Annotated in this window: 24 protein-coding genes; 21 read left to right on the top strand and 3 right to left on the bottom strand. The window is 41.0% G+C overall.

What is annotated here, in order from left to right; all coding sequences use genetic code 11:
- Positions 1-32 precede the first annotated feature (32 nt).
- The 3 genes from KP77_RS10560 (at position 33) to KP77_RS10550 (ending at position 2,381) form a co-directional block, all read left to right on the top strand.
- On the top strand, positions 33-797 hold the full coding sequence (locus KP77_RS10560) for a menaquinol-cytochrome c reductase cytochrome b/c subunit (protein ID WP_041122694.1): 765 nt from the start codon (positions 33-35) through the stop codon (positions 795-797).
- 78 nt (positions 798-875) lie between these two features.
- Positions 876-1,490 carry a lipoprotein heptaprenylglyceryl N-acetyltransferase LhaT gene (lhaT, locus tag KP77_RS10555; protein WP_041122693.1) on the top strand — a complete coding sequence of 205 codons (615 nt, stop codon included), beginning with the start codon at positions 876-878 and terminating at the stop codon, positions 1,488-1,490.
- Between the two features lie 213 nt (positions 1,491-1,703).
- Entirely contained in the window at positions 1,704-2,381 is a 678-nt protein-coding gene (locus tag KP77_RS10550) for a zinc metallopeptidase (RefSeq protein ID WP_041122692.1), read from the top strand.
- A 35-nt stretch (positions 2,382-2,416) separates the two neighbouring features.
- Here the strand turns inward: KP77_RS10550 and KP77_RS10545 are convergent, their stop codons facing one another.
- A complete protein-coding gene (locus KP77_RS10545; RefSeq protein ID WP_041122691.1) occupies positions 2,417-3,286 on the bottom strand; it encodes a YitT family protein in 870 nt (289 codons plus the stop codon).
- Between the two features lie 77 nt (positions 3,287-3,363).
- On the opposite strand from KP77_RS10545, the gene KP77_RS10540 reads away from it, so the two are divergent.
- From KP77_RS10540 to KP77_RS10455, 18 genes are all read left to right on the top strand, one after another.
- Positions 3,364-3,711, top strand: a complete 348-nt coding sequence (locus KP77_RS10540; RefSeq protein ID WP_041122690.1) for a nucleotide pyrophosphohydrolase — start codon at positions 3,364-3,366, stop codon at positions 3,709-3,711.
- Positions 3,704-4,504 (top strand): 4-hydroxy-tetrahydrodipicolinate reductase, encoded by an 801-nt coding sequence (gene dapB, locus KP77_RS10535; protein ID WP_041122689.1) that lies wholly within the window; start codon positions 3,704-3,706, stop codon positions 4,502-4,504. The genes KP77_RS10540 and dapB overlap by 8 nt, the downstream gene beginning before the upstream one ends.
- A gap of 12 nt (positions 4,505-4,516) precedes the next feature.
- Positions 4,517-4,900, top strand: a complete 384-nt coding sequence (mgsA, locus tag KP77_RS18320; protein ID WP_041122688.1) for a methylglyoxal synthase — start codon at positions 4,517-4,519, stop codon at positions 4,898-4,900.
- Entirely contained in the window at positions 4,893-5,600 is a 708-nt protein-coding gene (gene bshB1, locus KP77_RS10525) for a bacillithiol biosynthesis deacetylase BshB1 (RefSeq protein ID WP_041122687.1), read from the top strand. Before mgsA ends, bshB1 begins: the two co-directional genes overlap by 8 nt.
- Positions 5,597-6,742 (top strand): N-acetyl-alpha-D-glucosaminyl L-malate synthase BshA, encoded by a 1,146-nt coding sequence (gene bshA, locus KP77_RS10520; RefSeq protein WP_200889064.1) that lies wholly within the window; start codon positions 5,597-5,599, stop codon positions 6,740-6,742. Before bshB1 ends, bshA begins: the two co-directional genes overlap by 4 nt.
- A complete protein-coding gene (locus KP77_RS10515; RefSeq protein WP_041122685.1) occupies positions 6,735-7,922 on the top strand; it encodes a CCA tRNA nucleotidyltransferase in 1,188 nt (395 codons plus the stop codon). The genes bshA and KP77_RS10515 overlap by 8 nt, the downstream gene beginning before the upstream one ends.
- A complete protein-coding gene (locus KP77_RS10510; protein WP_041122684.1) occupies positions 7,907-8,881 on the top strand; it encodes a biotin--[acetyl-CoA-carboxylase] ligase in 975 nt (324 codons plus the stop codon). Before KP77_RS10515 ends, KP77_RS10510 begins: the two co-directional genes overlap by 16 nt.
- Before the next feature lie 221 nt (positions 8,882-9,102).
- The gene (gene panB / locus KP77_RS10505; protein ID WP_041122683.1) at positions 9,103-9,942 is read left to right on the top strand and encodes a 3-methyl-2-oxobutanoate hydroxymethyltransferase; all 840 of its coding nucleotides are present in this window, start codon (positions 9,103-9,105) and stop codon (positions 9,940-9,942) included.
- Positions 9,939-10,787 (top strand): pantoate--beta-alanine ligase, encoded by an 849-nt coding sequence (panC, locus tag KP77_RS10500; protein ID WP_041122682.1) that lies wholly within the window; start codon positions 9,939-9,941, stop codon positions 10,785-10,787. The genes panB and panC overlap by 4 nt, the downstream gene beginning before the upstream one ends.
- Positions 10,787-11,173 carry an aspartate 1-decarboxylase gene (panD, locus tag KP77_RS10495; protein ID WP_041122681.1) on the top strand — a complete coding sequence of 129 codons (387 nt, stop codon included), beginning with the start codon at positions 10,787-10,789 and terminating at the stop codon, positions 11,171-11,173. Before panC ends, panD begins: the two co-directional genes overlap by 1 nt.
- 27 nt (positions 11,174-11,200) lie before the next feature.
- The gene (gene dinG, locus KP77_RS10490) at positions 11,201-13,957 is read left to right on the top strand and encodes an ATP-dependent DNA helicase DinG (protein ID WP_041122680.1); all 2,757 of its coding nucleotides are present in this window, start codon (positions 11,201-11,203) and stop codon (positions 13,955-13,957) included.
- Between the two features lie 54 nt (positions 13,958-14,011).
- The gene (locus tag KP77_RS10485) at positions 14,012-14,182 is read left to right on the top strand and encodes a YpmA family protein (RefSeq protein WP_084218676.1); all 171 of its coding nucleotides are present in this window, start codon (positions 14,012-14,014) and stop codon (positions 14,180-14,182) included.
- Positions 14,183-14,194: 12 nt separating this feature from the next.
- Positions 14,195-14,659, top strand: a complete 465-nt coding sequence (locus KP77_RS10480) for a hypothetical protein (protein WP_041122678.1) — start codon at positions 14,195-14,197, stop codon at positions 14,657-14,659.
- A 12-nt stretch (positions 14,660-14,671) separates the two neighbouring features.
- On the top strand, positions 14,672-15,862 hold the full coding sequence (locus tag KP77_RS10475; RefSeq protein WP_041122677.1) for a pyridoxal phosphate-dependent aminotransferase: 1,191 nt from the start codon (positions 14,672-14,674) through the stop codon (positions 15,860-15,862).
- Between the two features lie 78 nt (positions 15,863-15,940).
- Positions 15,941-17,233: an asparagine--tRNA ligase gene (gene asnS, locus KP77_RS10470; protein WP_041122676.1), complete on the top strand. Its 1,293-nt coding sequence runs from the start codon at positions 15,941-15,943 to the stop codon at positions 17,231-17,233.
- 64 nt (positions 17,234-17,297) lie between these two features.
- Entirely contained in the window at positions 17,298-17,978 is a 681-nt protein-coding gene (locus KP77_RS10465) for a DnaD domain-containing protein (protein ID WP_041122675.1), read from the top strand.
- A 14-nt stretch (positions 17,979-17,992) separates the two neighbouring features.
- Complete coding sequence (gene nth / locus KP77_RS10460; RefSeq protein ID WP_041122674.1) at positions 17,993-18,658, top strand: endonuclease III; 666 nt, start codon at positions 17,993-17,995, stop codon at positions 18,656-18,658.
- Positions 18,655-19,149, top strand: coding sequence for a YpoC family protein (locus KP77_RS10455; RefSeq protein WP_041122673.1), 495 nt, complete (start codon positions 18,655-18,657; stop codon positions 19,147-19,149). Before nth ends, KP77_RS10455 begins: the two co-directional genes overlap by 4 nt.
- 16 nt (positions 19,150-19,165) lie before the next feature.
- On the opposite strand, the gene KP77_RS10450 is transcribed toward KP77_RS10455, so the two are convergent.
- Together KP77_RS10450 and recU are read right to left on the bottom strand one after the other, a co-directional pair.
- Positions 19,166-21,889, bottom strand: coding sequence for a PBP1A family penicillin-binding protein (locus KP77_RS10450; protein WP_052474080.1), 2,724 nt, complete (start codon positions 21,887-21,889; stop codon positions 19,166-19,168).
- Positions 21,890-21,892: 3 nt separating this feature from the next.
- Positions 21,893-22,516, bottom strand: a complete 624-nt coding sequence (recU, locus tag KP77_RS10445) for a Holliday junction resolvase RecU (RefSeq protein ID WP_041122672.1) — start codon at positions 22,514-22,516, stop codon at positions 21,893-21,895.
- Positions 22,517-22,642: the final 126 nt, after the last annotated feature.

Raw genomic sequence — 22,642 nt, 5'->3', positions numbered from 1 at the left:
GCACATCACCTGGATTAAAAGGAGGGAAAACTATGCATCGTGGAAAAGGGATGAAGTTTGTCGGAGATTCTCGTGTACCGGCAAACCGTAAACCGAATATTCCAAAAGATTATTCAGAGTTTCCTGGAAAAACGGAAGCTTTCTGGCCGAACTTTTTACTTAAAGAGTGGCTTGTGGGTGCAGTGTTCCTAATAGGATATTTGTCTTTAACTGTGGCTCATGAACCGCCGCTTGAGAAAATTGCTGACCCGACGGATGCAGGGTATATCCCGCTTCCTGACTGGTACTTCTTATTCCTGTATCAATTACTTAAATATGACTTCGCTTCTGGTCCATATAATGTTATTGGAGCTTTCGTTATTCCTGGTATCGCATTTGGTGCGTTACTGCTTGCTCCATTTATCGACAGAGGACCAGCACGCCGTCCTGGAAAGCGTCCACTTGCAACAGGCTTTATGCTGCTTGGAGTGGCAGCAACTATTTTCCTGACTTGGGAATCAGTTGCTTACCATGACTGGGAAACTCAACGCAGTCAGGGTGAAATCGTAGCTGAGGTTGAGGTCAATACTGAAGCTGAAGGTTATGCGATCTATGAACAGCAGGGTTGTATTAACTGTCACGGTGAAAACCTTGAAGGCGGGGCAGGTCCTGCTCTAGGCGACACAGGTCTTTCACCGGAAGAAATCGCTGAAATAGCGGTGAACGGACAAGGACAAATGCCTGCAGGTTTATTTGAGGGTACTGACGAAGAATTACAGCAGCTGGCTGAATTCATTTCAGATCCTGCAGCTGAATAGTAGAAAAGAGCCGGATTTCTCCGGCTCTTTTTTTAATCAGCTTTTAAAATGATTATTTTCTCATGAAGAGGTGAAATCATGAAAGAGTTTATTTACTCCTGGCTGTCCAACCGCTATTTCCTTATTTTACTGTTTATAGTGAATCTGCTGGGTACGGTTTATGGATATTACTGGTACCGGTACCAGCTTGTAGAAACTGAACCGATTTTTTTAATATTTGTTCCGGACAGTCCCACTGCCAGTTTATTTTTTACAATTGTCATTTTCGGATACTTAATTAAAAAGCAGTGGCCTTTGATAGAAGCGCTTGCGATCATTACGCTTTTTAAATACGGAATATGGGCAGTCGTCATGAATGTGCTGACATGGACTGTGACAGGCGAGATGACAGCAGTGTCTTGGATGCTTGTGATTTCACATGCTGCAATGGCCCTGCAGGGTCTTTTATATGCTCCTTATTACAGAATAAAACTGTGGCATATAGCAGCAGCTGCAATATGGACGCTGCACAATGATGTAATTGATTATGTCTATATGCAATATCCAATATACTCGAGGCTGTCTGAGATGATTACACATATCGGATATTTTACTTTCTGGTTAAGTATCACTTCCATTTTAATTACCTGGTATTGCTGTGTCTATAGAAAAGACTGGCAGAGATCTTTACATAGCCTGCATAAATCGTCATAACATAAGTCAAGGAGGACTTATAAAAATGACCAGTCTATCATTTTTATTTTTGAGTGTATTTACTGCAGGCTCAATTATTTCAGTCCTGGGTTATGTTTCATGGCGAAAATATGACAACGAAAAAAAGAAAGCATCTAAGCGCCATCGTAGTAATTGACAGGTAATTTAGAACAAAGGTAAAATTTAATCAAACGATCATAATGGAGGGTCTGAATGGAAATACTGATTTATTTTGCGCTGATTATCATTCTGCCTATATGGGCGAGCAGCCGTGTGAAAAGAACTTACAAGAAATATTCAAAAGTACAAACGACGGCTAATATGACTGGTGCAGAAGTAGCTGAAAGAATTTTGCATGAGAATGGTATTTATGATGTGACAGTAAGACCTGGTAAAGGGTTTTTGAGTGATCATTATAATCCGAAAACAAAGGAAATTGTTTTATCACCTGATAATTATCATGGAATGTCCGTTGCCGGGGCTGCAGTAGCTGCCCACGAGGTCGGACACGCCATTCAGGATGCGGAAAGCTATGCGTTTTTAAGACTCCGTCACAAATTAGTGCCGGTTGCAAACCTGGGGTCAAACTTCTCGTTTATTCTGATTCTTGCAGGGATTTTGCTTGGTTCGATGCAATTTATGCTCGGTGGGATTATCTTTTTCGCTGCAGCAGTGTTGTTCCAATTTGTTACACTGCCTGTAGAATTTGATGCTTCCTCCCGTGCAATGAACCAGATGGTCAGCACTGGGCTGATCAGAAATGAGGAAGAACCTCATGCAAAGAAAGTGCTAAATGCCGCTGCACTCACTTATGTAGCCGCTGCGCTTGTAGCACTGCTTGAATTGCTGCGCTTTATTCTAATGTTTATTGGAATGAACGGAGACGATTAAAATAAAAACCGGAAGCGGTCCGCTTCCGGTTTTTATTAATCTTCTAATGGCTTTTTATTTTCATCAAGCGTAAATCCTTCCCCGAGTACGTCATGTACATCTGTAACTGATACAAATGCATGCGGATCGACGGAAGTAATCAGACTTTTTAGTCTCACGAGTTCATTTCGACCTATGACACAATACAATACTTCGCGCTTTTCCTTGGAGTAATGTCCATAGCCGGTCAGTACTGTAACACCGCGATCCATTTCACTTGAAATCAAATCTGCAATCTGTTTTTGATATGGAGAAATGATCATGGCACCACGAGCTGTATAAGCGCCTTCCTGCATAAAATCAATGACTCTTGCACCTATAAAAACTGCAACCAGTGTATACATTCCTTCACGGTAATTTAAATAAGTGGCAAGAGACAGCGCAATCACTGCGGCATCAAAAATAAACATTGTTCTGCCCATGCTCCAGCCTGCGTACTTCTTCACAAGTCTTGCGATAATATCCACTCCGCCTGTTGTTCCTCCATATCTGAAGATGATACCCAGACCAATCCCGATAAAAGCCCCTGCGAACAAAGCTGCTAAAAACAGATCATTTGAAAGTGGAATCGAGAATTGATAAATATAAAATATCTCCAGAAAAAGTGATACACTTAATGTTCCGATCAGCGTATACAAAAACGATCGCAATCCGAGTAATTTCCACCCTACAATAAATACCGGAATATTTAATAATAAGTTCGTCACAGAAGGTTTCAGATCAAATATAAAGTATAATAAAAGCGTAATACCGGTAAAACCGCCTTCTGCAAGATTGTTTTGAATATTAAAATGAACTATACCAAAACTGAATACTGCAGCACCAAACATAATAAAAAGAATATTTTTGATTTTAAGTCCAAACATACGGATCCCCCTTTTGTACATACGTTCAACATTATATGTCAAAAATCTGATTTTTAGCAATAAGACGGAGGGTAATTATGAAAGAAAATAACTTAACGATGAAAGATATGCAAAATGAAGTAGATCAATATATCGGCCAGTTCAAAGAAGGCTATTTTAAACCGCTGGCGATGCTTGCAAGAATGACAGAGGAATTAGGTGAGCTATCAAGAGAAATCAATCATCATTACGGTGAGAAGCCTAAAAAATCGTCTGAAGATGAGAGCACGATTGAAGAGGAACTTGGAGACTTATTGTTTGTGATCATTTGTTTTGCCAATCAGCAGGGAATCAGCCTTGAATCAGCGCATAAAAGAGTCATGAACAAATTTCAGACCAGAGATAAAAACCGATGGACCAAAAAGGAGGACATTGATCATGAATAAGGAAATATCAGTCGTAATAGCCGGACCACGCGGCAAAATGGGTAGAGAAGCAGTCAAGATGGTTGAAGGCACCAAAGGATTGACGCTCGCTGCTGTGATCGACAGAAAATTTGAAGGACAGAAGCTTGCAGATATTGAGGGGTTTTCGTCTGATGCTATGATCTATACCGATGCAGATCAGTGTTTTACATCCGTAAAGCCGGATGTGCTGGTCGATCTGACGACACCTGAGACCGGCTATGCTCATGCAAAAGCCGCATTAATCAATGACGTGCGACCTGTAATTGGTACAACCGGTTTTTCATCACAGGAACTTGAAGAATTAAAACAATTATCATCAGATAAAAAACTTGGCACCATCATTGCCCCAAATTTTGCAATCGGTGCAATTCTGATGATGAAATTTTCACAGATGGCGGCAAAATATTTTGAAGACGTAGAAATCATTGAAATGCATCATGATCAAAAACTTGATGCACCTTCAGGGACCGGACTGAAAACGGCTGAAATGATTAAAGAACAGCGAAACAGCAAACAGCAGGGACATCCTGATGAGAAAGAAACAGTTACAGGGGCTAGAGGCGGCGACATTGATGGTATCAGAATTCACAGTGTAAGACTCCCGGGACTCGTCGCTCACCAGCAGGTCATGTTCGGCGGGGACGGGCAGCTGCTTACAATTAAGCATGATTCTCATGACAGAGGATCATTCATGACAGGTGTTAGGCTGTGCATTGAAAGCGTAATAGACCTTGAAGAACTGATCTATGGCGTTGAAAACATAATAGATTGAGGAGCTGATCGTATGAATATTGCACTGATTGCGCACGATGAGAAAAAAGAAGAGCTGTTAAAGTTCGTGAACGAGTATAAAGGTGAATTTGCTAAGCATCAGTTATTTGCTACAGGTACAACAGGATTAAGAGTAACGGAGCTGACCGGATTGAGTATTCACCGTTTTAAATCAGGACCGCTTGGCGGGGATCAGGAGATTGGTGCAAGAATTGCAAACCAGGAGCTTGATGCAGTGTTTTTCTTCAGAGATCCTTTAACTGCACAGCCACATGAGCCGGATGTGTCTGCCCTGGTAAGACTGGGTGACGTGTATAATATCCCGATGGCTACTAATATAGGCTCAGCAAATATTCTGATCAAAGGGATTATCAGAGGTGACATGCAGAATGCTTAGACAAGTTGCCCAGGCTGATATTCTTGCTATTGGAGCGCATTCTGATGATGTTGAGATCGGTATGGGCGGGTCTCTGGCCAAATGGACGGCTGAAGGATTATCAGTGGTCATTTGTGATTTAACCAAAGCGGAACTTTCTTCTAACGGTACGCCTGAAAACAGACTGATTGAGGCAAGCCGTGCTGCCCAGCTATTAAATGTATCGAAGCGCATAAATCTGGGAATTGGTGATCGTAATATCTTCATAGACCAGAATGCAATTGAAAAAGTAGTACGTGTAATTCGAGAAGTGAAGCCGAAAGTTGTATTTTCACCCTATTACGAGGATCGTCATCCTGACCATATCAGTGCAGCAAAACTTGTAAAAGAAGCCGTCTTTTCTGCACGCATCAGAAAATATGATACCGGTCAGGCTCCTCATAAAGCACTTCATTACTATTACATGATAAACGGTATTCACAAGCCGGATTTTGTCATCGACGTATCTGATTATCAGGAACAGAAAATCCAGGCGCTCTCAGCTTATAAGAGTCAGTTCACACCTGTTGATGGTGTGGTGACACCGCTCACTGATCAATACATAGAAACTGTCATCGCAAGAGATCAGATTTTCGGAAAAGAAGTTGAAGTTAAATCAGCTGAAGGGTTCAAGTCAGATAAGCCTCTCCTGATTAATAAAGATATTGTAGGTGTATCATGAAAAAAATGAAAATCGGTATTACTTGTTATCCAACTGTAGGGGGCTCGGGTGTTATTGCTACAGAGCTTGGAAAACTGCTCGCTGAAAAAGGGCACGAAATACATTTTATTACGTCGAGTGTTCCATTCAGGCTGAATAAAATGTACTCAAATATTTATTTCCACCAGGTTGAGGTCAGTCATTATTCAGTTTTTCAATACCCGCCTTATGACATAGCCCTGGCTAATAAAATGGCAGATGTTATTGAACGTGAGAACCTCGATATTTTACATGTCCATTATGCGATTCCGCACGCAGTCTGTGCAATCTTAGGTAAACAGATGACAAATCGTGATGTAAAAATCGTGACAACGCTACATGGGACAGACATTACGGTCCTAGGCGTAGATGACAGCCTGACAAAAGCAATAAAATTCGGAATTGAAAAATCAGACCGGGTGACAGCTGTTTCTAAAGCGCTCGTAGACCAGACAAATCAGTTAATTTCTCCTGATAAGGATATTCAGGTTTTATATAACTTTCTCGATGAAAGAATATATAGAAAAGTTCAATCTGATTATCTGAAAAAAGATTACGGGATTGAGGATCATGAAAAAGTCGTGATCCACGTTTCAAACTTCAGAAAAGTAAAAAGAGTACTCGATGTGATAACTGTTTTTGAACATATCAGAAACCATATGCCTTCAAGATTAATTCTCGCAGGAGACGGTCCGGAGATGTCTGCAGTGATTAAGAAAGTACAAGAACTTCAATTGGAAAATTCGGTCCTGTTTCTGGGTAAACAGGATAACCTTGAAGAATTGTATTCAATCAGTGATCTGATGCTATTGTTATCTGAAAAAGAAAGCTTCGGTCTAGTAGCGCTTGAAGCGATGGCATGCGGTGTGCCATGTATCGGTACTGAAGCGGGCGGTATACCTGAAGTGATCAGGCATCATGAAAACGGCTATATCTTCCCCGTGGGAGATACCGGTTCAATGGGTGCTGCTGCTGTGGAACTACTGAATAATGAAGAGCTTCACTCAGCTTTCTCGCGTGAAGCTGTCGTAACAGTGCAAAATGATTTTCATTCCAGTAAGATTATCAGACAGTACGAAAATATGTATCAGGAACTGATTCAGGAGCAAAATGCAGATGAATGATCAATTTAACAAAGCACTTCCTGTATTGAAAGAAATTGAAAAGCATGGGTATAAAGCTTTTTTTGTCGGGGGATGTGTAAGGGATTATTTGTTAGAGAGAAAAATAAGCGATATAGATATTGCAGTATCAGCCATGCCTGAAGAAATAAAAATGATATTTGAAAAAACGGTTGATATCGGAATTGATCATGGTACAGTACTGGTTTTGCATGAGGCGGGGCAATTTGAGGTCACCACTTTCAGAACTGAAAGCGGATATTCTGACAGCAGAAGACCTGATCATGTGGATTTTGTGAGATCAGTTGATGAGGATCTGAAAAGACGTGACTTTACAATCAATGCAATGGCTCTATCTTCTTCTTTTCAGCTAATCGATCTGTTTGGAGGCCGTGAAGATCTGAAGAGCCGTCAGATTAAAACAGTGGGGTCTCCTGATGAAAGGTTTGATGAAGATGCGCTCCGGATGATGAGGGCAGTGCGTTTTGTTTCTCAGTTAGACTTTTTCATTGAAGAGAACACTTTTGAAGCAATGAGGCAGCATGCCGGAAAGTTGAAAAATGTAGCTGTAGAAAGAAAAGCAGCTGAAATAGATAAGCTGTTAAATGGTATTTCAATGGTCAAAGGTCTCGAATACGCATTAGATTCAGGATTAACCTCATTTATGCCGCCGCTTATTTCAGCTGACGGTATCAGTCAGCTGAATGAACTTGAATGGCAGATATTATATGGGGCTGAGCGATTGACACTCATGTTGATTTTGGGAAGATTTCATCATCCTAAAGAAGTTCTTTCAGCCTGGAGAATGTCGAATAAAGTAATCCAGAAACAGCAGCTGCTGGTCAAGCTGGTGAATCAGAAAGACCAGAGGCCTTTTAATAAAAGTGATCTGTATGAATATGGGTATGACGTTATTGAGTCTGCAGATAGAATATGGTCTGTATTGAATAAAAAAGAAGTAAGAGCGTCAGAGATCAAGGTGCTTTATGATTCGATGAGCATAAAAACTAAATCTGATCTGGTCTTTAAAGGGACTCATTTAATTCATTGGACCGGTCAAAAAGGCGGGCCATGGGTAAAGGAATGTACAGCATTAATTGAGCAGCTGATCCTGGATGGTCAACTGCAAAATAATATGAGTGATATTAAAAGTTGGGTGGAAACAAAATGGCATCAAAAATAAGGGAATCGATCCTCCATGCACTTTCTTCTGGAGAAGACAATTATTTTTCAGGACAGGAGCTCGCGGATAAAGCAGGCTGCAGCAGAACAGCAATATGGAAGCATATTGAAGATTTAAGATCTTCAGGATTTTTAATTGAATCCAAAAGAAAAAAAGGGTACAGGCTGCTCGGAAAAGCTGATGAACTGAATGAAAGTAATCTGCTTGTCGGTCTGAAAACCTCAGTGCTCGGCAGAAAGATTCATTATTATGAGTCGGTGGAAAGTACACAGAAAATCGCTCATGCCCTGGCGCAGGAAGAAGCCCCTGAAGGAACGCTCGTGATTGCAGAAGAACAGGTATCGGGCAGAGGGAGAATGGCGAGAAACTGGTATTCACCAAAGGGAACCGGGATCTGGATGAGCTTAATACTCAGACCTGCTCTTCCGCCGCAAAAAGCACCTCAGTTTACATTAATCATGGCGGTTGCTGTTGTGGAGGCTATTCAGAAAGTCTGTGATTTACAAGTAGATATTAAATGGCCTAATGATCTCTTGATCAAAGGGAAAAAGATCACAGGTATTTTAACTGAACTGCAGGCAGACAGTGAACAGATTCATTCGTTAATCATAGGAACCGGAATTAACGTGAATCAATCTGAAAGCGATTTTGCTGAAGACATCAGAGACATCGCAACGTCATTGAAGATTGAGAGTGACCGGACATTTTCGAGAGCAACGATTGTTCAGGAAATTTTAAAGAATCTCGAGAGGTATTATGATATTTATATCAAAGAAGGATTTGAACCAATTAAAGAAATCTGGGAACAATACGCAGTGACAATTGGTAAACATATTACAGCACGGACGATCAATAAAGAAATCAGCGGTTATGCTGCCGGTATTACGAATGAAGGAGTCCTTAAACTCGTTGATGAAACCGGAAAAACACACCTGATCTACTCAGCTGATATTGAGTAGTTTTTGTAGATGTAAAACTTTATTATCTGTTATACTGTGTGTGGGCAGTATCAGCGATGAACTGCACCTATGAAATGAATCTATTTTAACTTATCTGCCTTGATCCATTATGTGACAGGGACAGAGGACCGGAATAATCTGCGGCATCCTTCTGTCTATTCAGAAGGTTTTATTTATGTCATCAGAGATTTCGACTTCCTCTGAATGAAGGAGGAGAAAAAATGAAAACGACATTAGATTTTTTGAAAATGAAAGAATCCGGAGAAAAAATTACGATGGTTACTGCTTATGACTATCCTTCAGCTAAGGCTGCTGAAGAAGCAGGAACAGATATGATTTTAGTCGGCGATTCTCTGGGGATGGTGGTTCTCGGCTATGATTCTACCGTACCGGTAACAATTGAAGATATGGTTCATCATGCTAAAGCAGTGAGAAGAGGTGCACCTGATACTTTTGTAGTCGTCGATATGCCTTTTATGACGTATCATCTCTCACGTGAGGAAACGCTTAAAGCTGCTGCTAGAATCATGCAGGAGTCAGGTGCTGATGCTGTAAAGCTTGAAGGTGCAAAAGGCGTCATCACAATGATCGAAGCACTTGTGGATAGCGGTATTCCGGTCATGGCCCACTTAGGCCTTACACCGCAGAGTGCCGGTGTGCTGGGCGGATTCAAAGTACAGGCCAAAACTGCTGAACAGGGCAAACAGTTAATGGCTGATGCGATTAGCTGTGAAGAAGCAGGGGCGTTTTCAATTGTACTTGAATGTATACCGCAGCAGATTACTGAAAGAGTTTCTGAACAATGTCACATTCCGACTGTAGGAATTGGAGCAGGTGTTCAGGCTGATGGACAGGTTCTCGTCTATCATGATCTGATTGGTTATGGTGAGCACAGGGTTCCAAAGTTCGTGAAGAAATATACTGACGTTTATCCAGAGATTGTCAAAGCCATTAAAAACTATCATGATGAAGTAAAAAACAAAGAGTTTCCTTCTCCAGCCCATTCTTTCAACCTGAAAGAAGAAGAAAGAATTGCTCTGTATGGAGGAAAAGGCTCGTGAAAGTTATTACAACTGTAAAAGAAATGAAGCAAATCGCATCAGATCTGAAGAAACAGGGGAAAATAATCGGGTTTGTTCCAACAATGGGATTTCTCCATGAAGGTCACTTATCATTAGTGAACAAATCAGTCAGTGAATCTGATATCACAGTAATGAGCATTTTTGTGAATCCACTGCAGTTCGGACCTGGAGAAGATTTTGAACGGTATCCGAGAGATATGAAAAGAGATCAGCTACTCGCTGAAGAAGCTGGTGTTGATCTATTATTTACACCTGAAGTAACTGAACTTTACCCCGTAGAACCTTCAGTAACTGTAAAGGCAGTGAGCAGGACTGAAGTTTTATGCGGTGCATCCCGTCCCGGACATTTTGACGGCGTGGTGACTGTTCTTTCAATTCTCTTTCATCTGGTTCAACCGGATAAGAGCTACTTCGGTCAAAAAGATGCACAGCAGGCTGCTGTAGTAGATGGGCTTGTCAAAAGTCTTCATTTCCCGGTTGAGATCATTCCGGTTCATACTGTCAGGGAAGAGGACGGCCTTGCTAAAAGCTCAAGAAATGTTTATCTGAGTGATGAAGAAAGACAGGAAGCGCCTGTCATCTATCAATCATTAAAGTCAGGTGCGGATATATATATCAGTCATGGTATTGAACCTGCAATTGAACATGTTGAAAAACAGATTTCTGCTATTAACGGAGAAATTGATTATGTTGACATTCTTTCATATCCGGAATTAAAAGTGCCGACTCATGAAGATCGACGGTTTATTATTGCAGCAGCTGTGAAGTTCAAACAGGCAAGGCTGATCGATAATGTGATATTCAGTATAAAGGAGGAAATATAATGTTCAGAACGATGATGAGTGGAAAAATTCACAGAGCAAAAGTAACTGAAGCTAATCTGAATTATGTAGGCAGTATTACAATAGATGAGGATATTATGGATGCAGTAGGCATATATCCTAATGAAAAAGTCCAGATCGTTAACAATAATAATGGTGCCAGATTCGAAACATATACAATTAAAGGAAAGCGCGGCAGTGGTGTAATGTGTGTGAATGGTGCTGCAGCCAGACTTGTTCAGGAAGGCGATGTTATTATTGTTATTTCATATATGATGGTTGAAAATGAAGAAGCCAAACATCATCAGCCTAAAGTAGCGATCATGAATGAACACAACGAAATTACTGAAATGATTCACCATGAGCCTGAAGCGACAATTATAGGCTAGAAATAAGAAAAAGGCTGTGAATAGGTTATGTTATCAGAAAAAATTGCAGTGGTGGATATTGAGACGACTGGAAACGCCTATAAAAGGGGCGACCGTATCATTCAGATTGCGGTCGTCCTGATTGAAGACATGCAGATCATCAGAACGTATTCATCATTTGTAAATCCAATGCAGCCTATTTCTCCATTTATCACTGAACTTACAGGTATTAGAGATCAGGATGTAAAAGATGCTCCGTCGTTTGAAACGATTGCTCCCGACATTCTTGACATGTTGAAGGGGGCTGTTTTTGTTGCCCATAATATTCAGTTTGATTTACCTTTTTTAAATGGGGAACTCACGCAGGCAGGTTTCATGTCTTTTTCAGGACCTGCATGGGATACGGTAGAACTTTCCAGGGCAATAATGCCTGAAGCCGGAAGTTTCAAACTCGGTGATTTAACTGAAAATCTTTCAGTAGACCACGACAGGCCTCATCAGGCTGACAGTGATGCCCGGGCAACAGCAGAATTGCTTTTGAAATTACATAAAAAAGTAATGAATTTACCTTTATTAACGGTTGAGCAGCTGACAGGACAGGCAGTGTTTTTAAAAAGTGATCTGGAGCTTTTCTTTAAGGCATGTGCAGATGAAAAAAAGAAGAACCTGTCAGATCTGCCGCCTCACATGGAAGTATTCCGCGGTATTGCTCTGAAAAAGAAAGAATTTTTTCCTGAAAAAGAGTTAACATTTAACAAGGATATTGAAGATTTTATCGATCAGCTTGTTCCCGGTTACCAAAAGCGTAAGACCCAGCTTCATATGATTCATGATATTTTGGAAGGATTCAATACTGGGAGGCATACGATAATTGAGGCAGGAACCGGAGTCGGAAAAACACTTGGGATTATAATTCCGGCTCTGCAAAAAGCGGCTGAAGGGAGCAGAGTGTTAATATCAACCCAGACATTGCAGCAGCAGGACCAGTTATTCTACACTGCTGATAAAATGAATCACCTGCTCGATCATGCTCTTCGTACAACGATTCTTAAGGGTAGAAGTAATTATATTCACATGCTCAAGTTTGAGCAGTCATTATCAGACAAAGATTCACAATATGATACCGTTCTTGCTAAAATGCAGATTCTGACATGGCTGACAGAGACTGAAACAGGAGATATCGATGAATTGAATCTTTCAGGTGGAAGTCTCTTATATTGGAACAGGATCAGACACAGCGGCTGGTATCTGGAAAAAAATAATGATCCGTGGGCAGAAAGGGATTTTTACAGCCACTCCCTTTTAAAAGCTGAAAAATCACATATCGTCATTACAAATCATGCGATGCTCGCTGCTGATAAGCTGAAAGAAACACAAGCTTTTCCACACTATGATTATCTTCTTCTTGATGAAGCTCATCATATAGAAGATGCCTGCAGAAAACAGTGGGGTATTAAGCTTGATTATATGAATGTAAAGTTTGCGATTAACCGGCTTTCGGGTAATCATGAAGATGGCATTGCAGAAAAAGTGAGTAAACTGTTAAATAAGCATGCGATCGAATGTCGCTCATTAGATGTTGAAACATGGGAGAGGTTAAATCAGGAAACTGATCTTTCTTTTTATCAGCTCAGCCATTACTTTAAGACACACGTGAAAAGGCAAAAAGGCTTACAAAAACATTCTCTTTTGCTTGAAGACCTGCAAAGCGACTGGAACACGATAAAATACAGTTTCGAGCGGCTCCTCTCAGAATTAAAGAATTGCATGAAAATCTTAAGTGAGCAGCTGGAGAAATTACGGAAAAAGAAAAGCAGCTTGAACACGCAGGAAAAAGCAGTGATAGAGGATGCCGGTTCACTGCTGCAGGAAATTGAAAAACTTGTGACAACAATCAGACTGTTATTTATAAAAAATAATGATCACTATGTGAAATGGATCGAAGGGGATCTCCGATCGGTACCGGGGAGTATTACGATGGTGGCTAATGAACTGGATCTCAGCTATTCGATCAGACGTGCATTTTTTACAAAACAGCCTGCAGCAGCTGTCAGTGCGACGCTTACCGTCAATCATTCCTTTGACCATTTTATCAGGACAGCCGGCCTGGATGAGCGTCGACTTATTTTAAAGCAGTATGGTTCACCTTTTGATTATAAAAACCACGTTAAGCTGATGGTCCCGAGTGATCTTCCGGATATCAAATCAGTGTCTCCTGAAGAGTATGTGGAATGGATTACAGGTCATATTGCTGTAATTGCAGAGGCGACTGCCGGAAGAATGCTTGTGCTTTTTACTTCTCACGAAATGCTGCGTAATACTTATGAACTGATCAAAGAGAGTCAGCAGATGGAAGATTTTGTCCTGATCGCTCAGGGGATCTCTGCAGGCAGCAGAACAAAGCTGTCTAAAAACTTCAGAAAGTTTGATAAGGCAGTCTTGTTCGGAACGAGCAGCTTTTGGGAGGGACTTGATATTCCCGGAGAGGATCTGTCATGTCTTGTAATGGTCCGATTGCCATTTTCACCGCCTGACGAACCCCTGGTAAAAGCTCAGTGGAACCATGCCAGACTTGAAAATAAAAATCCTTTTCAGGAAGTCTCACTGCCTAAAGCTGTTCTCAGATTCAGACAGGGCTTCGGGCGGTTGATCAGACATGAAAATGACCGGGGAATATTTATGGTATTTGACCGCAGACTGATCAATGCTTCTTACGGTCATGCATTTACTGATTCCATCCCCGAAATGACTGTTGAGGAAAAAAGCCTCGATGAATGTATTGAGGATATTGAACAATGGTTATAACACAAAAAAACCTGTTATACTGTTTAAGATAAACTGATGAAAGAAGTGAAGCTGATGGGTGAAAAAATTGAAGTCATTTCCACTGTTACAGTAGATCACACCAAAGACTTATATAAAATTGTGGATGCATTAAACAGATCTTTAAAAAGAGATGATCTCATGTTCGGGCTTGCACTTGATAAAGAAGATCAGTCAAAAGCAGTGTTCACGATTTACAGAACGTAAGTGAGGGGTATTATGAAAAAGTGGATCTTGTTAATGATTGCGATCATTACAGTATTTATTGCCTGCATTCTGATTATTTTCAACGCAGCAAAAAATCAGGTTAATAACCAGCTTGATATCGCTGAAGCTGCTGCTATGGATGAAGGGATCTCAGTTGAAAAGAGCTATCATTACTATGGCAGTGCCCCGTATTCAGTTGTAGAAGGGACTTCAGATGGCGTAGAGAAGCTGTTCTTCCTTCCTGAAAATGGTGAGGAACCCGTCATAATAGATGCAGCTGACGGGGTTGATCAGGAGCAGGTTTTGAATATGCTTGAAGCAGATGATAACCCGCAAAAGATCCTGTCTTCTAAAATTGGTATGGAACCGGTGGGGGCAGTATGGGAAGTCATCTATGAAGATGAAGATGAATTGCTGAATTATTATTATGTGAAATTCGAAAGCGGCGAATGGTGGAGAACGATCCGTAACTTATAAGGAGTGGACAAAATGAGAGAATTACTTGCTGACAGAGTGAAATCATTAACGCCTTCTACTACACTGGCGATTACTGCAAAGGCTAAGGAATTAAAAGCTGAAGGAAAAGATGTGATCGGACTTGGCGCAGGTGAACCTGATTTTAATACACCTGAGCATATCATTGAAGCAGCTTATGAATCTATGAAAAGCGGAGAAACAAAATATACGCCTGCTGCCGGTACTGTAGCTTTGAAACAGGCTGTAGCAGATAAATTCAAAAAAGATCAGCACATTACATATGATCTTCCGGAAATTTTTGTTGGAAGTGGTGCAAAACATGTGCTTTACTGCTTGTTTCAGGCTATTTTAAATGATGGCGATGAAGTCATTATCCCAACGCCATACTGGGTGAGTTATCCTGAACAGGTGAAGCTTGCAGGCGGGAAACCGGTCATCGTTGAAGGTAAAGAATCTAACGACTACAAAATTACTGCTGAGCAGATAGCTGAAGCAGCAGGTCCAAATACAAAAGCCGTGATTCTGAACTCTCCAAGTAACCCAACAGGAATGGTCTATACTAAAGAAGAGCTTTCATTAATCGGCCAGACATGTATGGATAAAGGGCTGCTGATTGTATCCGATGAAATATATGAGAAATTATTATACGGCGGAACAGAACACGTATCGATCGCTGAAATTTCTCCTGAGTTAAAAGAGCAGACAATGATTGTTAATGGTGTATCTAAATCACATTCTATGACCGGGTGGAGAATCGGATATGCTGCAGGAAGAGCAGACATTATTAAAGCGATGACAAACCTTGCAAGCCATTCTACTTCCAACCCGACAACTACTGCACAGTTTGGTGCGCTTGCAGCATACAACGGACCTCAGGATGCAGTTGAAGAGATGAGACAGGCTTTTGAAAGCAGATTGAATAAAGTATATGACAAAGTAAACAATATCGAAGGCTTCCGCTGCATTAAGCCCCAGGGTGCATTTTACTTATTTCCTAATGTAAAAGAGGCTGCAGCTTTATGCGGGTTTGATTCAGTTGATGAATTCGCAAAAGATCTTTTAAGCGAAGCAAATGTTGCAGTGATTCCTGGTTCAGGATTTGGCTCACCTGATAATATCCGTCTATCTTATGCAACTGATCTTGAATCACTCGAAAAAGCCATCTCAAGAATCAGCAGTTATGTTGAAAATAAAAAACGCTGATTGAACCAAGTACCTAACAAAGGTATAATACGTTAGGGATGAAACAATAGAGATCAAAAGTTTCTGGAGGTAAAAATATTGAAAACATCAATCACTCAAGCCGGCAGTCATGTTGGTGAAGAAGTAACGATCGGGGCATGGCTCGCAAATAAACGTTCGAGCGGTAAGATTGCATTTCTGCAGCTTCGTGACGGTACTGGATTTATTCAGGGCGTTATTGTAAAAAGCGAAGTTGGCGAAGATATTTTCCAAAAAGCAAAATCATTAACACAGGAATCCTCAATTTATGTAACGGGTGTGATTAAAGAAGATACGCGATCACCTTTTGGATATGAGATGGATGTAAAAGATCTTACTGTCATTCATGAGTCAACAGATTATCCGATTACACCTAAAGAACATGGAACAGAATTTCTGATGGATCACCGTCACCTGTGGCTGCGGTCGAACCGTCAGCACGCTGTGATGAAAATTCGTAATGAGATCATCCGCGCTACGTATGAATTCTTTAACCAGGAAGGGTTTGTTAAAGTTGACCCTCCAATCTTAACAGGCAGTGCGCCTGAAGGTACGTCAGAGTTATTTCATACAAAATACTTTGAAGAGGATGCTTACCTTTCTCAAAGTGGACAGTTATATATGGAAGCAGCTGCAATGGCACTTGGTAAAGTATTCTCATTCGGACCTACATTCCGTGCAGAGAAATCAAAAACACGCCGTCATTTAATAGAATTCTGGATGATCGAACCTGAAATGGCGTTTTATGAATTCGACGATAACCTTGAAGTGCAGGAACAATATGTATCATTCATCGTTCAGTCAGTATTAAAAAACTGCCAACTTGAATTAACCCGTCTTGGGCGTGATACTTCAGCACTTGAAAAAATCACAGCACCATTCCCGCGCATCACTTATGATGAAGCGTTAAAGTTTCTTCATGAAAAAGGATTCGATGATATTAAATGGGGAGATGACTTAGGTGCGCCTCATGAAACAGCAATTGCTGAAAGCTATGACAAGCCTGTGTTCATCACACATTATCCTACAAGCCTGAAGCCGTTTTATATGCAGCCTGACGCTGACAATGAAGATGTTGTCCTGTGTGCGGATCTGATCGCTCCTGAAGGCTACGGAGAGATTATCGGCGGGTCAGAGCGTATTCATAATCTTGAATTGCTCGAACAAAGAATTAAAGAACATCAGCTAGAACCTGAAGCTTATAAGTGGTATTCAGAACTGAGAAAGTATGGATCTGTACCTCACTCAGGTTTTGGTTTGGGACTTGAAAGAACAGTTGCCTGGATCAGCGGAGTGGAACATGTCAGAGAAACCATTCCATTCCCAAGACTATTGAACAGACTATACCCATAATAAAAAAATGGCCGAATGAGCGACAATGCTTTTCGGTCATTTTTCAACAGGAAGGAGTGACATAATGGGACAGACCTCACTGCAATCCTGGATTAAAGAGGGCTATACAGCTATACCGGTTATGCTGCTGAAATATTATAAAAAGTTAAACCTGACAGAAACGGAGAGTATGCTGATCATACAGCTCCATGCGTTCATAGATAAAGGCAACCTTTTTCCAACTCCGGATCAGATTGCTGACAGGATGACTCTTACTTCTTCAGAATGTCTGAAAATCATTCAGAAGCTGATGAAAAAGAACCTGATTGCCATACATGAGGGTGAAGAAGAGATAAAGACTGAACATTATTCACTCGACCCGCTATGGAACTGTATCCTGACAATTGCAGAGCAGGAAAAATTTCAGGAAACAGTCGAACAGACCATGGCGATGCAGACGGATCTTTATACAATGTTTGAGCAGGAATTTGGCAGGCCTCTCTCCCCGCTTGAATGTGAAACACTTGCCATGTGGATTGACCAGGATGATCACAGTTCAGAAATTGTGAAGGCAGCACTGAGAGAAGCGGTCATTTCTGAAAAATTGAACTTCAGGTATATTGACAGAATTCTTTTTGAATGGAAAAAGAAAGGAATTAAATCATCTGCTGATGCAAAAAAGCAGGGTGAACAGTTCAGAAAACCTAAGCAGCAGACAGAAAAACCTCACGAACCTGCACCATTTTATAACTGGCTTGAAAACTGATAGGATGTGAAGATATGCTGACTAAAATCCAAATCAGAGAGTGTCTCGATGAAATGGAAAAAATGTTTCCTGATGCTCATTGTGAATTAATTCATGAAAATGCTTTTGAATTGACAATTGCCGTATTATTATCTGCGCAATGTACAGATGCGCTCGTTAATAAAGTGACAGCAGAATTATTCAAAAAATATAAAACACCTGAAGATTACCTGGAAGTATCACTTGAAGAATTGCAAAATGATATCCGCTCAATTGGACTTTATAGAAATAAAGCCAAGCATATCCGTAATCTGTGTGAAAGATTGATAGAGCATTATAACGGCGAAATTCCTGCCGATCATAAAGAGCTGACAACCTTACCCGGAGTTGGCCGTAAAACAGCAAATGTCGTGATGTCCGTGGCGTTTGACTGGCCTGCGATTGCAGTGGATACACATGTGGAACGGATATCAAAAAGGCTTGGGATTTGCAGGTGGAAGGATTCTGTGCTCGAGGTGGAACAGACATTGATGAGAAAGGTTCCAAAAGATGAATGGTCTGTTACTCACCACAGAATGATCTTTTTTGGCAGATATCATTGTAAAGCACAGAGACCTGACTGCGTAAATTGTCCACTCCTTCATTTGTGCAGGGAAGGAAAGAAACGTCAAAAGAAAAATAATCAGGAGTTAATGACATGAAAATAACTGTTCCTGCACAATACAAACACCCTTTGTTTTACAGAGAAACAACCGAAGTGGAGATAAATGAGGCATTTTTATTTGAACATCATTTTGGTCCTGATCTATTCTACCTTGATCAACAGATAAAGCCTTGGGAAGATATTGACCGGTGGACAAAATTGATTAATCTTGAGTGGGATACCCTTTCGGCTGAAATGAAGCCATTGTTTGAAGGACGTGCAGATCAGACATATGACTCAATGGTGAAAGGACTGTCCTTATTTTTTACTCTGTTATATTGGAGTAACGAGCAGCATGTTTCTTTTACTTCATGGGAGGAAGATCTGAAAAACTTCGAAGTATCAATTATGAATGCTCATGAAAGGATTTCATTTGTCATGAAGCGTCCGGCTGTGTACTTTTCGTATATCCAGCTTGATGAGATGTTTCGTGAGTTAAATAAGACCTCAGCTAAATTTCATGCAATGAGAAAAAGAAAGCGCGGTTAAGCTCCGCGCTTTCTTTTTATTGTTCATTATCACTGTTATCTCCTTCAGATGCTCCTTCAGCAGGTTCATCCGGATTGTCATCTCCACCGGTATCTTCTCCATCCTGTCCACCAGTGTCTCCGTTACCGCCTTCCTGACCACCGTTCTGGTTCTGGCCATCACCCTGGCCGTTATTGCCTTCTCCATTGTTGCCTTCGTTGTTTCCATTTTCATTATTTTCATCTTCAGGATTTTGTTCTTCCTGATTTTCGTTTTGATCTTCAGCGTTTTCTTCATTTTCCTGTTCATTGTCTTCATCTTCATTCTGATCATCATCTTCAGAACGGACGATTTCAATATTAGTATTTGCTGAACTGCTGCGCTCTTCATCGGCAATGGCTGTCACAGTGAAGGTATAAGTTGAACCTTCCTGAACCTGCTCGATATTTAAGCCGTTTTGTCCAGTTACAGCAAGCTCTCTTTCTTCACCGCCATCAATACTGACCAGTACTTCAAATTCAACTTCTCTATTATCATTTTCATCCTGACTGTGATCCCATGTCAGCTGTATTATGCCGTTTTCATCATTGTAAGCTGCTAACAGATTTGAAGGCGCCTGCAGATCCGGGATGACGTATTCCTCTGAAACTGAAGTCGGCTCAGTGCCTCTGATAAATAATTCAACCGATTTCTGATCACTCGGTGTATACTCACTTGCGAGCTGAACAGGGGAGGTGCCTTTTTCGATTTCTACTTCAACAACACTCTCCGGTTTTTCAAAATCAGGTGTCTCGATTCCTTCATGAACACCGCTCATGATATCTCTGAAAATGTATTGCGATACCCAGCGGTCCTGTGGTGACAGGTAATTGACATCCTGGTCATCCTCATATCCGAGCCATACTGCTGCTGTATACTGAGTCGTAAACCCGGCGAACCATGAATCAGGTGCGCCGTTAGAAGGAATATTGCCGTCCCTTAACTGATCAGCTGTATAGTTAGTCGTTCCTGATTTGCCTGCAAGAGGCAAACCATTAACCTGAGCCAGTTCACCAGTCGCACCAGACGCTAATACATCTTTCAGCATATCTGCCATCATATAGGCTGTAGAATCTTTCATCACAACTTCCGACTCTGATTCAAGCTCCATAGAAGAACCATCTCTGAATTCAATGCTTGTCACTGAATATGGTTCATTATAGACACCGTTATTACCGAATGCTGCGTAGGCGCCTGCCATTTCAAGCGTATTCGTACGCGGTTCACCGCCGATTGCAGCACTTTCACACAGGACGTCCCCGCATGCTTTCGTTTCAAAATTCCAGCCAAGGTCTCTTAAAAACTGTGTACCCTGCTCCTGGCCGACTTCCATATAAGCCTTAATTGCTGTAATGTTCCTTGAGTCAGCAAGTGCATCTCTCATCGTCATAGGCCCTTTGAACTGACCATCATAGTTATTTGGTGCAAATCCGTCGGAATACTCATATGGTTCATCAACTAACGTGTGAGCAGTAGACCAGTCCAAGTATTCAATTGCCGGAGCATAATCAAGCAATGGCTTGATCGCTGATCCGGGCTGACGATTAATATCTGTAGCGAAGTTATAACCTCTTTTTACTTCGTCACCATAACCGCGTCCACCGCCAATCGCTCTGATAGCACCTGTTTGCGTGTCAAGCAGTGTTACACCAGCTTGTGATATCATGCCATTCATATCAGCAGGAAACTGAATGCTTCCATCATTTAATGTATTTTCAACAACTGTTTGTGCTTCAGGGTTCAGTGTTGTATTGATTGTCAGTCCGTCTTCATAAGGATTAACATCTTCTAAGCTTTCCAATTCATCGAGTACAACATCTACAAAAGCATCATATTTTGATTCTTCTGCAGCAAGCTGCTGTCTTGGATTACCGGACCCTTCACTACGGTCTACAAGGCCATCTGTAATATCCGTTTCAATCGCCTGAGTCATTTCTTCTTCTGAGATTTTGCCGTGATTATGCATTTGTCTTAATACGATATCACGACGCTCTTTCGCAAGCTCAGGGTTTTCATATGGATTATAGGCATTAGGACGCTGTGGCAATCCTGCTAAAAGGGCAGCCTGATGCAGCTGAAGATCAGCAAGGTCAGCATCAAAATAATATTCAGAAGCCGTTCTGATTCCATATATGCTGTCTGAATAATAGATTTTGTTTACATACATTTCAAAGATCTCTTCTTTTTCATAGTCTTGCTCAAGCTGATAAGCAAGCCATGCTTCCTGTGCTTTACGCTCAAGTGATTTTTCAGGCGTCAGCACTGACTGCTTGATCACCTGCTGAGTCAGTGTGCTGGCACCTTCAGCACCGAAGCCTTCAGTAATATTAGCAAGAACCGCACCCATCAGGCGGAAAAAATCGACGCCCTGATGCTCATAAAAACGGTTATCTTCTATAGCAAGTACAGCGTTCTCAACCATCGGGGGAATTTCGTCGTAAGGGACAAACTCTCTGTTCTCTGCTCCGATTTTTGCAAATACGTCACCGTTAACATCAAGTAATTCAGTCGTAATGGGGTCCACAAAATCTTCTTCATTCAGTTCAGGCGCCTGTGAAGCATAATATGCAAATAGACCACCGCCAAACAATAGTCCGGCAACACCTATTACAAGAATTGTAATCAGGATCTTTTTAAAAATTGATCCTTTTTTCTTTTTAGTTTTCTTTTTAGAAGATTTTTGCGCATTTCTTTTTTCTTCCCTTGATTTATAATCAGCCATTTGTTAATTCCTCTCTTTCAAAAGCTCTTCAAGCAAATGATCAATAATTTTAAGGTAATCTATCCTCGGTTGCAAGCCCAAAGGAATAAAGTAACCGGATTCCTCAATTTCCTCTTTCTTCATAGACTTTCTGCCGCCGCTTTGCATTCTTTCCCAGAAGTATTGCAGGCGCTCATAAGGCAGCAGATAGATCTCCTCAGTCATTGAAAACCTGATAATGACAAAAGCAATGCCACTCTGTTTTGTAACCTGCTGCATGTGGTCAAGCTGGTGCTGGTGAAAATTCTGAAGCGGAAAAGATGTGCGGTTTCTTGTTTCCTTTGCTTCAAAATCAATATAATAGCCATTATATACACCATTATAGTCAGTAGTAGATGCCTGCTTAAAGTAAGCTTCCTTAATGACAGCTGCGCTTCTCTTGGGATAGTCCACTGTGACAATCTGAACAGGAACAGGCTTTTTGTGAATCACTGCTTTACCTGTTTCCACATAATAATCATTCGTTTCATTCAGATCTTCTTCGAGGGTCATTCCTCTTTTTCCATGAGAAAACGATTTTTCCTGTGCTTTCTTAACTGTTTTATTCTTAGGACTGAATTTTTTTCCGTTGGGATAATGAAATTCCATACGTAACACCTCACCTGAACATCATACCACAAGCCTTATCAGCTCAAACTGCAGAGGTCTGACTATTAGACGAACTGACATGCAAAGAAGTTACATGATCGGTTTCGTTTGTTAAAATAGCACCAT

The sequence above is a fragment of the Jeotgalibacillus alimentarius genome, from assembly GCF_000829445.1.
GTDB lineage: Bacteria > Bacillota > Bacilli > Bacillales > Jeotgalibacillaceae > Jeotgalibacillus > Jeotgalibacillus alimentarius.
Note: the sequence above shows the minus strand (reverse complement) of the source record. Positions and strands in the feature narration are given on the sequence as shown.

Excerpts from the sequence above, each read along its gene's own strand:
- KP77_RS10560 (WP_041122694.1), top strand. The coding sequence starts at position 33 with ATGCATCGTGGAAAAGGGATGAAGTTTGTCGGAGATTCTCGTGTACCG.
- lhaT (WP_041122693.1), top strand. The coding sequence starts at position 876 with ATGAAAGAGTTTATTTACTCCTGGCTGTCCAACCGCTATTTCCTTATT.
- KP77_RS10550 (WP_041122692.1), top strand. The coding sequence starts at position 1,704 with ATGGAAATACTGATTTATTTTGCGCTGATTATCATTCTGCCTATATGG.
- KP77_RS10545 (WP_041122691.1), bottom strand. The coding sequence starts at position 3,286 with ATGTTTGGACTTAAAATCAAAAATATTCTTTTTATTATGTTTGGTGCT.
- KP77_RS10540 (WP_041122690.1), top strand. The coding sequence starts at position 3,364 with ATGAAAGAAAATAACTTAACGATGAAAGATATGCAAAATGAAGTAGAT.
- dapB (WP_041122689.1), top strand. The coding sequence starts at position 3,704 with ATGAATAAGGAAATATCAGTCGTAATAGCCGGACCACGCGGCAAAATG.
- mgsA (WP_041122688.1), top strand. The coding sequence starts at position 4,517 with ATGAATATTGCACTGATTGCGCACGATGAGAAAAAAGAAGAGCTGTTA.
- bshB1 (WP_041122687.1), top strand. The coding sequence starts at position 4,893 with ATGCTTAGACAAGTTGCCCAGGCTGATATTCTTGCTATTGGAGCGCAT.
- bshA (WP_200889064.1), top strand. The coding sequence starts at position 5,597 with ATGAAAAAAATGAAAATCGGTATTACTTGTTATCCAACTGTAGGGGGC.
- KP77_RS10515 (WP_041122685.1), top strand. The coding sequence starts at position 6,735 with ATGAATGATCAATTTAACAAAGCACTTCCTGTATTGAAAGAAATTGAA.
- KP77_RS10510 (WP_041122684.1), top strand. The coding sequence starts at position 7,907 with ATGGCATCAAAAATAAGGGAATCGATCCTCCATGCACTTTCTTCTGGA.
- panB (WP_041122683.1), top strand. The coding sequence starts at position 9,103 with ATGAAAACGACATTAGATTTTTTGAAAATGAAAGAATCCGGAGAAAAA.
- panD (WP_041122681.1), top strand. The coding sequence starts at position 10,787 with ATGTTCAGAACGATGATGAGTGGAAAAATTCACAGAGCAAAAGTAACT.
- dinG (WP_041122680.1), top strand. The coding sequence starts at position 11,201 with ATGTTATCAGAAAAAATTGCAGTGGTGGATATTGAGACGACTGGAAAC.
- KP77_RS10485 (WP_084218676.1), top strand. The coding sequence starts at position 14,012 with ATGGGTGAAAAAATTGAAGTCATTTCCACTGTTACAGTAGATCACACC.
- KP77_RS10480 (WP_041122678.1), top strand. The coding sequence starts at position 14,195 with ATGAAAAAGTGGATCTTGTTAATGATTGCGATCATTACAGTATTTATT.
- KP77_RS10475 (WP_041122677.1), top strand. The coding sequence starts at position 14,672 with ATGAGAGAATTACTTGCTGACAGAGTGAAATCATTAACGCCTTCTACT.
- KP77_RS10465 (WP_041122675.1), top strand. The coding sequence starts at position 17,298 with ATGGGACAGACCTCACTGCAATCCTGGATTAAAGAGGGCTATACAGCT.
- nth (WP_041122674.1), top strand. The coding sequence starts at position 17,993 with ATGCTGACTAAAATCCAAATCAGAGAGTGTCTCGATGAAATGGAAAAA.
- KP77_RS10455 (WP_041122673.1), top strand. The coding sequence starts at position 18,655 with ATGAAAATAACTGTTCCTGCACAATACAAACACCCTTTGTTTTACAGA.
- KP77_RS10450 (WP_052474080.1), bottom strand. The coding sequence starts at position 21,889 with ATGGCTGATTATAAATCAAGGGAAGAAAAAAGAAATGCGCAAAAATCT.
- recU (WP_041122672.1), bottom strand. The coding sequence starts at position 22,516 with ATGGAATTTCATTATCCCAACGGAAAAAAATTCAGTCCTAAGAATAAA.